This window comes from Saccharothrix violaceirubra (assembly GCF_014203755.1).
Lineage (GTDB): Bacteria > Actinomycetota > Actinomycetes > Mycobacteriales > Pseudonocardiaceae > Actinosynnema > Actinosynnema violaceirubrum.
Window position 1 is genome coordinate 766,910 of the sequence record NZ_JACHJS010000001.1, and the last position, 14,728, is coordinate 781,637.

A 14,728-nucleotide genomic window follows, 5' to 3' on the forward strand; every position below is an offset into this window, starting at 1 on the left:
GTACCCTCCGGTGACATGGACGGTGCGCGGGGACCCTGGCGTTCGTGGCTGTACGTGGCCACGGGCGCGCTGGTCGGGTTCCCCACGCTCGTGGTCGTGCTCGTGCTGGCCGGGTTGGGCATGGCGTTGTCGCCCGTGCTGGTCGGGCTGCCGATCCTGGGCCTGCTCGGGCTCAGCGGCGTCGTGGTGGGCAAGGTCGAACGCCGCCGGTTGCGGCTGCTCGGCGACGAGCCGCCCAGCCCGCACCGCACGCTGACCCGGCGCGGTTTCCTGGACCGGGCGAAGGCGCGGGCCGGCGAGTTGGCGACGTGGCGCGAGTTCGCGTACACGCTGCTGTTCGCGACGGGTCTGTGGCTGCTCGACTACGTGGCGGCCGTGCTCCCGTTCGTGTCGTTGCTGCTGCTCGGCGCGCCCGTGGCCTACTGGCTGGACGAACCGGCCTACTTCGGGTTCACGCTCACGTCGCTGCCCGCCGCGCTGCTGGTGGCGGCGGTCGCGGTACCGGGCGTGGTCCTCGGTCTGCTGCTGGCCACGGGCGTGGCCCGGCTGCACGCCAAGGCGGCCCGTTCGCTGCTCGGCGCACCCGATGCCGGACCCGACGCGGACATGGCCGCGATCGAGTCCAACGGGCGACTGCTCGACGCGTTCGACGCCGAACGCCGGCGCATCGAGCGCGACCTGCACGACGGCGCCCAGCAGCGGCTGGTCGCGTTGACCATGAGGCTCGACATGATCCGGCTGAGGTCGGACGACCCGGCGGTGCGCGCCGAGCTGGCCACGGCGCACGCCGACGCCCGCACCACGCTCGCCGAGCTGCGCGAGCTGATCCAGGGCATCCACCCGCACGTGCTCGACGAACGCGGGCTGCCCGCCGCCGTGACCGACCTGGTGGCCCGGCACCCGGGACCGGTCGACGTCCGCCTGCCCGGCCTGGGCCGGTTGCCGTCGACCGTGGAGAGCACGGCGTTCTTCGCGGTCAGCGAGGCGTTGACGAACGTGGCGAAGAACGGCGGCGCGCACGCGTGGGTGCACGGCCACCTGGCCGGGGACCTGCTGGTCGTCGAGATCGGCGACCGGGGCACGGGCGGCGCGGACCCGGAGGCGGGCAGCGGGCTGCGCGGCCTGGCCGACCGCGTGACGGCCGTGGGCGGCCGGGCGATGCTGTCCAGTCCGCTCGGCGGACCGACCGTGGTGCGGGTGGAGATCCCATGCCGGTGACCAGGGTCGTGCTCGCCGAGGACGCGGGGCTGCTGCGGGAGAGCCTCGTGACGTTGTTGACCCACTTCGGGCATCGGGTGGTCGCCGCCGTGGGGTCGGCGGACGAACTGCTGGCCGCGGTCCGGGCCGACCCCCCGGACGTGGTGGTGACCGACGTGCGGATGCCACCGACGTTCCGGGACGAGGGGTTGCGCGCGGCGATCACCCTGCGCGGGGAACGGCCCGGCCTGCCGGTCCTCGTGCTCAGCCAGCACGTGGACGCGCCGTCGCTGGGCGAGCTGCTCGACACCGGCACGGCCGGTACCGGCTACCTGCTCAAGGACCGGGTCACCGACGGGACCGAGTTCGTCGCCGCGGTGACCGAGGTGGCCGCCGGCGGCACGGTCGTCGACCAGGAGGTGGTGCGCCGACTGCTGACCAGGAAACGGGATCCGCTCACCCGGCTCAGCTCCCGCGAGCGGGAAGTGCTGGGGCTCATGGCCGAGGGCCGGTCCAACGCGGCCATCGGCACGGAACTGGTGCTCGCCGACGTGACGGTGTCCAAGCACATCGGCAGCATCTTCACCAAGCTCGGACTCCACGCCGACGGCGGCGAACACCGTCGCGTGCGGGCCGTGCTGGCGTACCTGAGGGGCGAGTAGAGCTTTTCTGGACCGGGATTCGAGCGCCGGAGCCGACCTTGTGGCAGTCCACTGGACCCGAGGGAAGGCAGACGGATGGCGGGCATCACCGGGTGGTTCGACCACGACCGGGACATCAGCCACGACCTGGCCGTGGCCAGGCACATGACGGCCGCGCTCGCTACGCGCGGCCCCGACGACGAACGGCTCTGGGCGGCACCGCACGTCGTGCTGGGCCACCGCCGCCTGGCGATCGCCGACCCGGTGGCCCAGCCCGCTGTGGTGCGCGCGGGCGGACGTTCGGTCACGGTGACGTTCGACGGCGAGCTGTACAACCGCGCCTCGCTCGCGGAACGCTTGGGGCGCGACGGTTCGGACGCGGAACTGGTCGGCGCGGCCTACCTCGCGTGGGGCGAGCGGTGCGTGCGCGAGTTCGACGGGCCGTTCGCGTTCGGCCTGTGGGACGGCACCGCGCTGGTGGTCGCACGGGACCACATCGGCCTGCGTCCCCTGTACTACTGCGAAACGCCGACCGGCGCGCTGTTCGCGTCCGAGCCCAAGGCGTTGCTGAGCCACCCGCTGGTCGAGGTGGCGGTCGACCTCGACGGGCTGCGCGAGGTGCTGTCGTTCGCCGGGACGCCGGGCCACGCCGGGTACCGGGGCATGCGGAAGGTCGAGGGTGGACACCTGATCCGCTTCGACCGCACGGGCGCCCACCACACCCGGTTCTGGGGACTGGAGGACGGCGAGCACACCGACGACTTCGACACCACGGTCGACCGCATCCGCGAGCTGCTCGCCGACTCGGTGGCGCGGCGCGTCGGCACCGACGACGGGTTCAGCATCATGCTGTCCGGCGGCCTGGACTCCAGCCTGGTGACGGCGATGGCCGCGAAGGTGTTGCGGGACAAAGGGGTCGACCGGATCCGGACCATGGCCGTCGACTTCGTCGAGCACGCCCGCAACGCGCGCAAGTCCGGCACGGACGACAGCACGTTCGCCGCCGAGCTGGCCCGGCACATCGGCACCGACCATCAGGACATCCTGCTGGACCGGGAACTCCTGCTCGGCGCATTGCCCCGGGCCGCCGCCGTGCGCGCGTACCCCGACCTGCCGTGCCCGGTCGGCGAGATGACCACGGCGTTGTACGTGTTCTTCAAGGCGGTGGCGGACAACACGTCCGTGACCATGATGGGGGAGTGGGCCGACACGCTCTTCGGCGCGTTCCTGCGCATGGAGGACCCCGAGGTCGTCGCCCGCCGCACGCTGCCGTGGGTGGCGTCGGGCCAGTTGCACGTGCGCAGCACGGGTCTGGGCTCGGGCCTGTTCGACCCGACCCTGCTCAAGCAGCTCGACCTGCCCGGCTACTGCGCCGACCGGTACCGCGACGAGGTCGCGGTGATGCCGTCCGGCGGCATCGAGTCCGACCACGACCGGCGCATGCGCGAGATCAGCTACCTGTACCTGCGCGGGTGGATGGAGATGGGCCTGGCCCAGGACGACGGTCTCACCTCGGCCCACGGCCTGCGGTTCCGGGCGCCGTTCGCCGACCCGGCGTTGATGCAGTACGTCTACACGATCCCGTGGTCCACCAAGACGTTCGACGGCCGCAGCAAGGGGCTGCTGCGCAAGGTCGCCGAGGGGTTCGTACCGAAGTCCATTGTGGACCGTCCGAAGAACCCGTTCCCGTCCACGCCGGACCTCGCGCACGCGTCGGCGTTGCGGGCCGAGGCGTTGGCCGTGCTGGACGACCCGAACTCGCCCGTGCTGCCGTTGATCGACGTCGCCGCGACCCGCGAGGCCGTGGCGGACGTCGAGGCGCTGGCCACCGGCTGGCAGGGGCGCGGCGACGTCGAGATGGTGCTCCAGGTCGACACGTGGCTCGCGGACTACCGGCCGCGGCTGGAGCTGTGACGTGACGGCCGTCCTCGTCCTGGTCGTGCTGTCGGCCAACGGGCTCGCGGCCGGTGTGCTGCTGTGGTCGGCGGTGTGCGGCGTGCCCCTGCTGCGCACCCTCGACCCGGGCCGCTACATCGAGGTGGAACGCCTGTGGGGCAACCGGTTCGAGCCGTTCCAGCCGATCTGCGTCGTGCTGACCGTGCTGGCCGACGTGCTCCTGGCGGTCACGGGGCCGGTCTCGCGGCCCCTGTTCGCGGTGGCCGCCGTGGCGGCGGCGGGGGTGATCGCGATCTCGACCACGCGCAACGTGCCGCTCAAGCGCTGGGTGATGTCCCTGGACCCGGCCGCGCCGCCGGAGGACTTCGAGGAGCACGACCCGCGCCCGGAGTGGGCGCGGTGGAACCTGACCCGCACGGTGCTGGCCTCGGTGGCGTTCGTCGCCAACGCGTTGGCGGTGGCCGGCGCCTTCTGAGCACACGACGGTGGCCGGGAAGCTTCGCGCTTCCCGACCACCTCTGTGCCGACGGTCAGTGGGCGCGGTACCCGACGACCGCCGTCTCCAACCCGTCCACCAGCGGGTACGCCTCGGTGCGCGCGAAGCCCGCCGACTCGACCCACCGGCGGCAGTCGGCGACCGCGTACTCCGAGCCGCCCGGCGTGACCAGCAGCAGGTTGAGGCAGCCGAGCAGGCCGACCGCGTTGGACCGGCGCTCGTCGTCGATCATCCGGTCGTAGACCACGACCATGCCGCCGGGCCGGACGGCGTCGAACGCCTTGGCCAGCAGCGCCCGCCGCTGCTCCACGTCCCAGTCGTGCAGGATGTGCCCGAACACCAGCACGTCCGCCTTCGGCAGCGGCTCGGCGAAGAAGTCGCCGGTGACGAAGTCCGTCCGGTCGGTCAGGTCGCGCGCGGCCATGTGCTCGTCGAACAGCGGACGCAGCTCGGGCATGTCGAACACCGTGCAGCGCAGGTTCGCGTGCTCCCGCAACAGGTACGCGGACAGGTTCCCGCGCGCGCCGCCCACGTCCAGGATGTCCCGGTGGCGCGACCAGTCCAGCTTCCCGGCCAGTTCCGGGCCGATGTGGTTGGTGATCGCGTCCATGGCGGAGATGAACGCCCGGCGGTGGTCGAGGTTCTCGTACAGCCTGCGGAAGTAGTCCTGGCTGTCCGAGCCGATCGTGGGCCGGCCGGTGCGCAGGCTCTCGGTCAGCCCGCTCCACGCCAGGAACAGCCGGCTGCTCGCCTGGCGCATCCAGCCGCCCAGGTAGCCGTCCTGGTTCTCGTCCAGGTAGAGCGCGGTGGCCGGGGTGTTGGCGTACAGGTCGCCTTCACGTTCCAGCACCCCCAACGCCACCAACGCGTCCAGGAAGTCGCGCGTGGAGCGGGGGTGCAGGCCGAGCTTCTCGCGCACCTGCTCCTCCGTGGCCGGTCCCGTGCCCAGCACGGTGAACAGGCCGAGTTCCACGGCCGACAACAGGGTCTTGGACGCCCAGAACCCCGTGCCCAGTTCGAGCAGCGGGCGGGGGCTGGTGGTCTGTGTGGTCATGTCGGTCCTCTCACCAGGTCAGGGGCAGGGTCTGCGGACGGGCGAAGGCCGTGCCCGTCCGCCACACGAGGTCCTCGGCCGGCAGGGCCGGGCGGAACGCGCCGAGCCGGCGCAGCAACGTCTCCAGCACCACCTGGAGTTCCACCCGGCCCAGGTGCGCGCCGAGGCAGTGGTGGATGCCGTGCCCGAACGCCACGTGCGGGTTGTGCGCGCGGGTCAGGTCGAGTTCCTCGGCGTCGGTGAACACGAGTTCGTCGCGGTTGGCGGCGTTGATGGACGGCAGCACCGCGTCGCCCGCCGCGATCCGGACACCGCCGACGTCCACGTCCTCGGTCGCGATGCGGACCGGTCCCACGCCGCCGCCCGCCTGCGAGTAGCGCAGCAGCTCCTCGACCGCTGTCGGGATCGACGCGGGGTCCTGACGCAGCCGTTCGACCTCGTCGGGCCGGGCGGCCAGGTTGAGCACGGCGTGCACGATCTCGGCGGCCGTGGCGTGGTAGCCGGCGACGAGCATGGTCTGGCCGAAGGACAGCAGTTCGTCGGTCGACAGCAGGTCGTCCTCGTCCCGCGCCCGGATGAGGACGGTGAGCAGGCCGTCGTCCGGTTCCTCGCGCTTGGCCTCGACCAGGGCCGACAGGTAGCCCCGCAGCGACCGCACGGCCGCGCCGATCTCGGCGGGCGTGTGCGCGGTGAAGCTGAGCATGATCTCGGTCCAGTCCCGGAACACCGTCCGGTCCTGTGACGGCACGCCCAGCAGCTCGCAGATCACGGTGATCGGCAACGGCTCGGCCAGGTGGGCGATCAGGTCGGCCCCCGGGCCTTCCGCGACCAGCCGGTCGGCCATCCCGTCGGCGAGTTCGGCGACCCGGGGCCGCAGGTGTTCGAGCCGACGCGTGGTGAAGGCGGCGGCCACCAGCTTGCGGACCCTGGTGTGCTCCGGCGGGTCGAGCACGAACAGGGACTTGGAGCCGGTGCTCACCGGCAGCAGCTTGGGCGCGTCGGGCGCGGTGATCGCGGCCCGACTGAACCGGGGATCGGCGAAGACGGCCCGCACGTCGTCGTGCCGCGTGATCAGCCAGACCCGGTGGCCGTTGGGCAGCGTGGCGCGGGCCGGGCCGTGCTCGCGCAGCTTGGCGTACTCGGGCGGCGGCGCCGTGGGGTGGTCCCCGCGGAAGGGGAAGGTCAGTCCCGGTGGATCGACCGGCATGGACACTCCTCGGATCGACGGATGCCAGGAGTGTCGGAACGCCGACTCGACAGGCGGTCAATCCCGACTCGACCCCATCGCCGGTCGAGAGGATCGCGAGCGGTCCGGACCACCCTCGACGCGAACCCCACGAGGAGGAGCGCACATGACCGACCGCCGGAACCTGCTGAGGATGTCGGCCCTGACCGGTCTGGTGGCCGTCGCGGTGCCGGGCACCGCGACGGCGGCACCGTCGTCGACGAAACCGGTGGGGGTGTGGGAGGTGACGCTGGTGATCAAGGAGCAGCAGCGTCCCGCCGAGGTGTCGCTGTGGAGCCTCGGCGCGGACGGGCTGTTCCTGCACACGAGCGACAACGGCGGCACCGGCTTCGGCCGGTGGGAGCGGACGGGCAGGTCGACGTTCACCGCGCGGTACCGCGAGTACGTGTTCAGCACGTCGGGCGTGGTGGAAGGCCAGTTGCGGGTGTCGGAGGAGTGCACCTTCACCGGGGCGGACCGCGTCGACGTGGCGTCGACGGCGGACTTCCACACGCCCGACGGCGTGCTGGTGGGCACGTTCCACGCGGCGGGAACGGGCGTCCGGGTGCTTTAGCCGACGGCTTCGCGGATCACCGGCTCGACCAGGTCGGCGACGTGCCGGTGCCCGTTGAGGTTGGGGTGCACGATCGTGGCACTCGTGTCGTCCGTGCAGGTCAACGTGAAGGACATCGGCGGCTTGCCGAGCGTGATCGAGGAGGGCCAGAACCACTCGGCGGAGCCGCAGACGCCTTCGACCCACTTGTCGTAGGCGTCCTGGCAGACGTCGTGCCCGACGCTGGACGTGGCGGTGTCGACGAACCGGAAGGCGCCGACGTACTCGGTGGCGTCCTTGATGACGGTGTTCAACTCGGCGACCACCTGGCCCAACCACTCGATGTCGCCGTGGGTGATGGACAACAGGGTGTCGTTGACGTTGGCGGCAAAGGCGGTCGTGTCCTCACGGCCGCAGGAGGACGCGTCGGCCGGGAAGATCGTCGGGTACCCGACCGTGATCACGGCGGCGGAGGGGGCTTTGGCCCGCACCGCTTCCAGGAGTTCGACGTACTCCGACGCGACCCGGTCGAGCACCTGGTCGATCGTCTCCTGCCCGTCACCGCCGGAGGTGTGGGCGTCACGGCAGGGCGTCGCGTCGTCCGGGAACCCGGCACCGAGCAACAGGCAGCTCATGACCAGACCACCGAGCGGAACACTGTTCCCACCGACCCCGATGGTGACGACGGCGGTATCGGCACTCACCGGTTCCAACTGGGGCGCCACGGCCGCCCAACCACCTTCCGGCGTGCCGACCGGACTGGCCGGCACCTGGGAGGTGAGGTGCAGGTCGGAGATGGTCGCGTTACCGCAACTCACGTCCACCAGCCGCACCAGATCACCACCCAACCGCCCCCCGACCTGCTCGGGATAGGCCCCGACAGTCCGATCACACCCGTTGCCGGACCGCTGCTCACCGACAAACCCGCCGGCGGTGTAGGAGTCCCCCAACGCCACCCACTCGACGGAAGCCGGCTCCTCCGCGACAGCACCGTCCACAAAAGAAGAAGACAGACCGACAACGACAAGCCCAACCATGAAATTCCGACAAAACACCACAAACACCTCCTGGACGCAGGACCCGTCCAGGCAACCCCCACCCCCACGCCAGTGCCGCCCGAGCCCCCCGATTACACCCGACGGTGGGACACAAGACAGCGAAACCACACAGCCGGACTCCCCACACCCAACGGCGGCACGACAGCCCTTTTCCGGTGGTCTGCCCAGCGGCGAGCGCGCCCTTCACACCTCCGTCAGCGCCCCACGACGACACCCGCCACGCACAAGCACCCAGTCCCGGACACACCCACCACCCGGTGATCCAAGCCCCGAACGCACGACGCCCACCTTTCGGCGCCCCAACGCACGCCCTGCGGTCCCCACCACGCCAACACCCGGCACCCGGCAGCACAACTCGCGGTGCCTGAGTGCGCAACTCGCGGTGTCTGAATGCACAACTCGCGGTGTCTGAACGCATAACTCGCGTGGTAGGGGAGCGCAGTCACCCGGACGAAGGTGCCCGAGTGCGTATTTCAGGGTGTCCGAACGGAGGACTCGCGAAGATCGGGACCGCGCGGACGGTGTGGGGACCGTCCGCGCGGTCGGTCCGGGTCAGCCCAGACGGCCGGGCAGCGGCGCCAGCCGGCAGGTCTTCCAGAAGTACTGGTCCGCCGCGTGCTGATCCCCGGCGAAGTTCACCGCCTCCACGATCTTCCGATTCCGGACGCGGAACGCCAACGCCCACAGGATGTCCAACCCGGCGGGCTGCGTGCTCCACCCGCGGTGCAGGTCGACCACCCACTCGCCGTCCGCCGCGAGGAAGATCGGCTCGGCCCGGAACCCGGCCTTGGCCAGTTCGCGGAAGAACGCCAACACCTCGTCCACGCCCTGCTTCGTACCCGCCAGCGGGTGGTGCCCGGGGATCGTCCACTTGATGTCGGAGGAGAAGAACCGGCGCAGCTTGGCCGGATTCCCCTCCGCGTAGACCGAGTAGTACTCCTTGATCAGCCGGACGTTGGGGTGCTCGCCTTGAGCCTCCTGCGCCCCGGCCGTGCCGGCGGTCAGCAGGGTGCCGCCGGTGACGGCCGCGGCCGTGAGTCCCAGGCGCAGCACGTCCGCGCGGGACACGCCCGCCTGGTCTTCCGAGGTCGTCATGCTCAACTCCTGAACGAGGGGCAGGGCGTCTGTACCTCGAACGTATGGACACCACGCGTGACAGGTCCAATACCCGCCGCGATTACAGATCGGCATTGATTTCGGGCACAAGCCACAGAACGCCCAGAGCGGGCAGGCTCAGCGTGGCGGACGCGGGCCGGGAGTGCCGTGGCGTGGACACCGCCGTCACGCCGCCCAGGTTGCCCACGTCCGCACCGCCGTACACCGCCGCGTCGGTGTTCAGCACCTCCCGCCACCGCCCCGCCCGGGACAGCCCCACCTCGTAGTCGTGCAGCGCATGCGGCCCCAGGTTCGCCACGCACACGAGCGCACCGCGCCCGTGCCGTTCGAACACGACCACGTCCCCGTTGACGTCCGTCCACGAGAAGCCGTCCGGACTCGTGTCCGCGGCGTACAACGCCTCCGTGGCGCGGTAACGCCGGTTGAGATCGGCGACGAGCCGCTGCACCCCGGCGTGCCCGGGAGATCCCAGCAGGTGCCAGTCGAGCCCGGTCTCCGACCACTCCGCCCGTTGGCCGAACTCGTCGCCCATGAACAACAACTGCTTGCCGGGGTGGGCCCACATGAACGCCAGCAGGGCACGCAGGTTCGCCGCCCGCGCGAAGTCGTCCCCGGGCATGCGCCGCCACAGGGACCCCTTGCCGTGCACGACCTCGTCGTGCGACAGCGGCAGCACGTAGTTCTCGCTCCACGCGTAGGTGAGCGAGAACGTGATCTCGCCCTGCCACGGCCGCCGGTCCTCGCGGCCGAAGTAGCGCAACGCGTCGTGCATCCACCCCATGTTCCACTTGAACCCGAACCCCAGGCCGTCGGGCCGGGTCACGCCGGGCCAGGTGGTGGACTCCTCGGCGATCGTCAGCGCGCCGGGGTGCAGGCGGCGCACGGTCGCGGTCAGCTCGCGCAGGAAGCGCACCGAGTCCAGGTTCTCCCGGCCGCCGTCGACGTTCGGTGTCCACTGCCCGTCGCCGCGTGAGTAGTCCAGGTAGAGCATCGATGCCACGGCGTCCACGCGCAGCCCGTCGACGTGGTACTCCGCCAACCAGAACAGCGCGTTGGCGACGAGGAAGTTGCGCACCTCGGGCCGCCCGTAGTCGAAGATCAGCGTGCCCCAGTCCGGGTGCTCGCCGCGTTCGGGGTCGGCGTGCTCGTAGAGCGGGCCGCCGTCGAAGCGGGCCAACGCCCACTCGTCGCGCGGGAAGTGGGCGGGCACCCAGTCGAGCAGCACCCCGATCCCGTTGCGGTGCAGGGTGTCCACGAGGTGCCGGAAGTCGTCCGGCGAACCGAAGCGGGACGTGGGCGCGTAGTACGAGGTGACCTGGTAGCCCCACGAGCCGCCGTAGGGGTGTTCGGCCACGGGCAGCAGTTCGACGTGCGTGAACCCCAGCCGGGTCACGTAGTCCGCGAGCTGGTCGGCGAGTTCGCGGTAGTCCAGACCGGGCCGCCACGAGCCGAGGTGGACCTCGTAGACGCTGACCGGCGCCCGGTCCCAGTCGGTGGCGTCACGGGTGGCCACCCACTCGTCGTCCTGCCAGCCGAAGTCCGAGCGGTGGACGACCGAAACCGGCGGGCGGGCGGCGAACGCCATGGGGTCGGCCTTGTCCCGCCACACGCCGTCCACGCCGAGCACCCGGAACATGTAGTGCGTGCCGGGGCCGACGCCGGGCACGAACAGTTCCCACACGCCCGCGCCCAGTCGGCGCATCGGCAGTCCCAGCACCTGCACGGCCCGTGCCTTCGGCGCCCACACGGTGAACGCCGTGCCGGACACGCCGCCCAGTTCGCGTACGTGCGCGCCCAGCGCCTCCCACAGGCGTTCGTGGCGGCCTTCGGCGATCAGGTACAGGTCCAGGTCGCCGATCGTGGGCAGCCAGCGGTACGGGTCGTCGGCGTGCTCGACGCGATCGGGGTAGGCGACCTCGAAGCGGTAGTCGCCGAGGCGGTCCGGGATCAGGCCGGAGAACAGGCCGTCCCGCACCCGCGACAGCTCGAACCGGTCGTGCGGGGTCACCACGGTGACCGCCTCCGCGCCCGGCCACAGGGCCCGGACCAGCACGCCGGCCGGGCGCGGGTGGCTGCCCAGGACGCGGTGCGGGTTGTCGTGCGCACCGGACAGGAGCCGGTCCACCTGGAGGCGGTCGGGCGCTCCGATGTCCACGATGGATGCTGTCATGGCTTTCCCCCCGGAATGCCGCGTCACGGCCGACGCGGGCGTGTTCTTGCGTTGTCTCGGGAACGGCACGTGGTCACGACGAGCGGGCCAGGACCGCCGCACCCCGGACATGGCCAGGGCTTGGCGGGTTCCTCGGGTCGGGGCAAGGCGGGCACTGCCGCTTGACCGGGACGTGGTGGACGACCCCCGACGTCGTCCACCGCGGTCCCGCTCAGGCGAACAGCGCTGCCACGACCTCGACGGGCAGCAGGTCGCGGGCCAGGTCCAGCGGCGTGCGGCCCAGGTGGTCGACCAGGTCGGCGCGGGCGCCCGACTCCAGCAGCACGCGGGCGGCCTCGGCGTTGCCGTGGCGCACGGCGACGTGCAGCGGGGTCTGGCCGGTGGTCGCCACCGGAGCGTCCACAATGGACCCAGCACGGACCAGTGCGCGGACGATGTCCGCGCTGCCGTTCTCCACCGCCTTGTGCAGCGCGGTCTGCCCGGACCGCTCCGTCACGAGCACGTCCGCGCCGCCGGTCAGCAAGGTCCGCACCACGGTGTCCGCGCCCAGCGCCACCGCCGCCATCAGCGGCGTGAGACCGGACCCGACGTCGTGCCGGTTCGGGTCGCCGCCGAAGCGCAGCAGGTCGCGCACCTCGGCGCCGTCACCGCGCGCCGCGGCGGCGTACAGGCGCTGCTCGCGGTCCGCGTTGAAGGCGTTGACCTCGGTGTTCGGGTCGAAGTACACCTTCCAGTGGGTGATCTTGCCCTGTGCGTCGAGGACGAGCTTGTGCATGTCCTCGATCTCGAACAGGACCTTGGTGCGGGTGTGCCGGCCCTTGGTGTAGACGACCGCGAGCGCGGTGTCGCCGTCCACGAACAGGCCGCGCAGTCCGTAGTCGAGCACCTCGGTGGTCTCGGCGCGGATGCGGAACGCCTCGGCGACCTCGTTCAGGCCGACGTGCGTGCCCAGGTACGGGATCACCGCGTTCCACTGGTCCTCCGGCAGTTCCAGCACCACCGACGGCGAGAGCCCGGCCATGATCTCGTCGAGGTCGCCGCGCCCGATCGCGCCGTACCAGTTGTCCACGATGCTGCGGTTGTCCACGGACTTTTCCTTTCGGCAGAAGGGAATCTCCCCTGCTTCCAGGCTGGCAGCGGGCCGCGGCGGGTACGAGGAACACCGGACGACTGGTCGGAGTGGACGAAGAAGCACCGGGCCCCGCCGCCAGGGGAACCGACGGCGGGGCCCGCCGGGAACCTAGCTGTAGCGCCCGATCACGTCCTGGATCAGCCCGTCGCGGACGAGGAACTCGTAGTAGAACGTTTCGCTGCCGCCGCCGCGCGTGGTGAACTCGTAGTCGACGACGTAGCGGCTGCCGTTCCACCGGGTGCCCGTGACCTCGTACCGGCCACCGGCGCGGATGACCTCGGGATCGAGGAAGCGGTCCATGATGTCCGCGCGGGACGGGTAGATCCGGCCGACGCTGTCGAACCGGGCGTCCTCGGCGAAGGTCGCCGCGACACCCGCGGAGTCGCCGGCGTTGGCCGCGTCCGCGAACCGCTGCGCCACGGCGGGCGCGGCCTCGCGGTCGGCGTCGGACAGCGGCTCGGCGTCGACCGAGGCCGCCGTCGTGCCGCCGGCCGGACTTCCGGCGGTGGGCTCGGACGTGCCGCACGCGGCGGCGGACAGCACCGCGCCGACGAGCACTATTCGTTGGTACCAGCGCATTTCGGTTCCTTCGGTCGGCGGACAGTCCCTCGGCCCGGAGGCCCGGGGGCCTCCGGGCCGAAGCCGGGATGCGACGCACGAGGGGGACGGGGAGTCGTGCGCCTGTCCGGCACGCGCCCACCGGGGGTAGGGGCGGACGCGGCCGTTCCCGAGTCATGGTGGTCTCAGCCGCGTCGACGCATCAGCAGCGTGATCGCCAGGACGGCGACCAGCAGCACGGCGACCGACGCCAGGTAGGCCGCGTGGTAGCCGTCCAGCAGCCCCTGCGCGGTCTCGGTGGTGCCGACCGAGGTGGCCAGCGTGACCAGGGCGGCGACACCGACACTGCCGCCGAGCTGCTGCGCGGTCACGTTCAGGCCGCCCGCGACGCCGTGCTCGTGCTGCGGCACGCCGGTCAGCGACGCGGCGGTCAGCCCGGCGAACGCGACGCCCTGGCCGACGCTCATCACGGCGACCGACGGGAAGACGTGCGTCCAGTACTGGCCGTCCAACGGCGTCAGCGCCCACAGGCCCACACCCGCCGCGATCAGCAGCAGCCCGACGACCAGCAGCGGCTTCTGGCCGACCCGCGCCATCACGCGGCCCGCCACGTTCGAGCTGACCACCACGATCATGCCCATCGGCAGGATCGCCAGTCCGGACTGCAGCGGCGTGTAGCCGAGGAGGCCCTGGAGGTACAGCGGGGCGAAGAACAGCACGGCGAGCACGGCGGTGAAGAACGCGACCGCCGCCACGGTGGCCGCGGTGACCGTGGGCAGTCGGAAGATCCGCATCGACAGCAGCGGTTCGGACGTGCGCAGCTCCCAGCACACGAAGCCGACCAGCAGGAGCACCGCGAGCACCAGCGAGCCGAGCGTGGTCGGCGTGGTCCAGCCGGTGTGGCCCGCCTCGCTGAGCCCGTACACGGCCAGCAGCAGGCCGCCGGTGACGGCCGCGGCACCGACCAGGTCCAGCGACCGCGGGTCGCGGGTGCCGGCCGGCAGCACGGCCTTCACCGCGAGCAGCACGGCCAGGCCGATGACCACGTTGAACGCGAACACCGCACGCCAGCTGAACAGGTCGGTCAGCACGCCACCGAGCACGACGCCCGCGCTGAAGCTGGACGCGCCGACCGACGTGTACACGGCCAACGCCCGGTTGCGCCGCGGCCCCTCCGGGTAGAGCTGGGTGAGCAGGGCCAACGACGCCGGTCCGGACAGTGCCGCGCCGACGCCCTGCAAGGCCCGCGCGACCATGAGCACGGCGGCGTCGGGTGCGAGCGCCGCCACGACCGTGGCGGCGGTGAACAGACCGACGCCGAGCGCGAACACGCGGCGGCGGCCGAGCACGTCGGCGGCCCGGCCGCCGAAGAGCAGGAAGCCCGCGAACGTGACCGCGTACGAGGTCATCGTCCATTGCAGACCGGAGCTGTCGATGTCGAGGTCGGAGCCGATCACGGGCAGGGCGGCGTTGACGACGGCCACGCCGCCCGCGTCCAGCGCGAGGGCGGCGGCCAGCACGACGACGGCCAGCGGGTGCGGAGTGCCCGACCCGGCGGGCTTCGCCACCGGGTCGACATGGGTGGACATGGGTGTGGATCTCCAGATTCGTGGGCGCGGCGGACGCCGCGCG

The 14,728-nt window shown here is 71.7% G+C and carries 13 protein-coding genes; 5 read left to right on the forward strand and 8 right to left on the reverse strand.

Features of this window, described 5'->3' with window-relative positions:
* Positions 1 to 15: 15 nt before the first annotated feature.
* The 4 genes from F4559_RS03770 (at position 16) to F4559_RS03785 (ending at position 4,209) form a co-directional block, all read left to right on the forward strand.
* Positions 16 to 1,218 (forward strand): sensor histidine kinase, encoded by a 1,203-nt coding sequence (locus F4559_RS03770; RefSeq protein WP_184666179.1) that lies wholly within the window; start codon positions 16 to 18, stop codon positions 1,216 to 1,218.
* A complete protein-coding gene (locus F4559_RS03775) occupies positions 1,209 to 1,859 on the forward strand; it encodes a response regulator transcription factor (RefSeq protein WP_184666180.1) in 651 nt (216 codons plus the stop codon). Before F4559_RS03770 ends, F4559_RS03775 begins: the two co-directional genes overlap by 10 nt.
* 75 nt (positions 1,860 to 1,934) lie before the next feature.
* Positions 1,935 to 3,752, forward strand: a complete 1,818-nt coding sequence (asnB, locus tag F4559_RS03780) for an asparagine synthase (glutamine-hydrolyzing) (protein WP_184666181.1) — start codon at positions 1,935 to 1,937, stop codon at positions 3,750 to 3,752.
* Between the two features lies 1 nt (position 3,753).
* The gene (locus F4559_RS03785; protein ID WP_184666182.1) at positions 3,754 to 4,209 is read left to right on the forward strand and encodes an anthrone oxygenase family protein; all 456 of its coding nucleotides are present in this window, start codon (positions 3,754 to 3,756) and stop codon (positions 4,207 to 4,209) included.
* Positions 4,210 to 4,264: 55 nt separating this feature from the next.
* Here the strand turns inward: F4559_RS03785 and F4559_RS03790 are convergent, their stop codons facing one another.
* Both F4559_RS03790 and F4559_RS03795 read right to left on the reverse strand, forming a co-directional pair.
* On the reverse strand, positions 4,265 to 5,284 hold the full coding sequence (locus tag F4559_RS03790) for a methyltransferase (protein ID WP_184666183.1): 1,020 nt from the start codon (positions 5,282 to 5,284) through the stop codon (positions 4,265 to 4,267).
* 10 nt (positions 5,285 to 5,294) lie between these two features.
* The gene (locus F4559_RS03795; RefSeq protein WP_184666184.1) at positions 5,295 to 6,491 is read right to left on the reverse strand and encodes a cytochrome P450; all 1,197 of its coding nucleotides are present in this window, start codon (positions 6,489 to 6,491) and stop codon (positions 5,295 to 5,297) included.
* A 145-nt stretch (positions 6,492 to 6,636) separates the two neighbouring features.
* Here F4559_RS03795 and F4559_RS03800 point away from each other — a divergent pair, with 145 nt between their 5' ends.
* Positions 6,637 to 7,083, forward strand: coding sequence for a hypothetical protein (locus tag F4559_RS03800; RefSeq protein WP_184666185.1), 447 nt, complete (start codon positions 6,637 to 6,639; stop codon positions 7,081 to 7,083).
* Here F4559_RS03800 and F4559_RS03805 read toward each other — a convergent pair.
* The 6 genes from F4559_RS03805 to F4559_RS03830 form a co-directional block, all read right to left on the reverse strand.
* A complete protein-coding gene (locus F4559_RS03805; protein ID WP_184666186.1) occupies positions 7,080 to 8,060 on the reverse strand; it encodes an SGNH/GDSL hydrolase family protein in 981 nt (326 codons plus the stop codon). The two genes, F4559_RS03800 and F4559_RS03805, sit on opposite strands and share 4 nt — an antisense overlap.
* 612 nt (positions 8,061 to 8,672) lie before the next feature.
* Positions 8,673 to 9,215, reverse strand: coding sequence for a nuclear transport factor 2 family protein (locus F4559_RS03810; RefSeq protein WP_184666187.1), 543 nt, complete (start codon positions 9,213 to 9,215; stop codon positions 8,673 to 8,675).
* Between the two features lie 82 nt (positions 9,216 to 9,297).
* On the reverse strand, positions 9,298 to 11,406 hold the full coding sequence (gene glgB, locus F4559_RS03815) for a 1,4-alpha-glucan branching protein GlgB (RefSeq protein ID WP_184666188.1): 2,109 nt from the start codon (positions 11,404 to 11,406) through the stop codon (positions 9,298 to 9,300).
* Between the two features lie 211 nt (positions 11,407 to 11,617).
* Positions 11,618 to 12,493: an ankyrin repeat domain-containing protein gene (locus tag F4559_RS03820; RefSeq protein WP_184666189.1), complete on the reverse strand. Its 876-nt coding sequence runs from the start codon at positions 12,491 to 12,493 to the stop codon at positions 11,618 to 11,620.
* Between the two features lie 153 nt (positions 12,494 to 12,646).
* Positions 12,647 to 13,117: a nuclear transport factor 2 family protein gene (locus tag F4559_RS03825; RefSeq protein WP_184666190.1), complete on the reverse strand. Its 471-nt coding sequence runs from the start codon at positions 13,115 to 13,117 to the stop codon at positions 12,647 to 12,649.
* A 164-nt stretch (positions 13,118 to 13,281) separates the two neighbouring features.
* Complete coding sequence (locus F4559_RS03830) at positions 13,282 to 14,685, reverse strand: MFS transporter (protein WP_184666191.1); 1,404 nt, start codon at positions 14,683 to 14,685, stop codon at positions 13,282 to 13,284.
* Between the last annotated feature and the right edge of the window lie 43 nt (positions 14,686 to 14,728).

Bases quoted from the DNA above. Each gene is read 5' to 3' on its own strand.
- F4559_RS03825 (WP_184666190.1), bottom strand. From the start codon at position 13,117: ATGCGCTGGTACCAACGAATAGTGCTCGTCGGCGCGGTGCTGTCCGCC.
- F4559_RS03770 (WP_184666179.1), top strand. From the start codon at position 16: ATGGACGGTGCGCGGGGACCCTGGCGTTCGTGGCTGTACGTGGCCACG.
- F4559_RS03790 (WP_184666183.1), bottom strand. From the start codon at position 5,284: ATGACCACACAGACCACCAGCCCCCGCCCGCTGCTCGAACTGGGCACG.
- glgB (WP_184666188.1), bottom strand. From the start codon at position 11,406: ATGACAGCATCCATCGTGGACATCGGAGCGCCCGACCGCCTCCAGGTG.
- F4559_RS03830 (WP_184666191.1), bottom strand. From the start codon at position 14,685: ATGTCCACCCATGTCGACCCGGTGGCGAAGCCCGCCGGGTCGGGCACT.
- F4559_RS03775 (WP_184666180.1), top strand. From the start codon at position 1,209: ATGCCGGTGACCAGGGTCGTGCTCGCCGAGGACGCGGGGCTGCTGCGG.
- F4559_RS03795 (WP_184666184.1), bottom strand. From the start codon at position 6,491: ATGCCGGTCGATCCACCGGGACTGACCTTCCCCTTCCGCGGGGACCAC.
- F4559_RS03810 (WP_184666187.1), bottom strand. From the start codon at position 9,215: ATGACGACCTCGGAAGACCAGGCGGGCGTGTCCCGCGCGGACGTGCTG.
- asnB (WP_184666181.1), top strand. From the start codon at position 1,935: ATGGCGGGCATCACCGGGTGGTTCGACCACGACCGGGACATCAGCCAC.
- F4559_RS03800 (WP_184666185.1), top strand. From the start codon at position 6,637: ATGACCGACCGCCGGAACCTGCTGAGGATGTCGGCCCTGACCGGTCTG.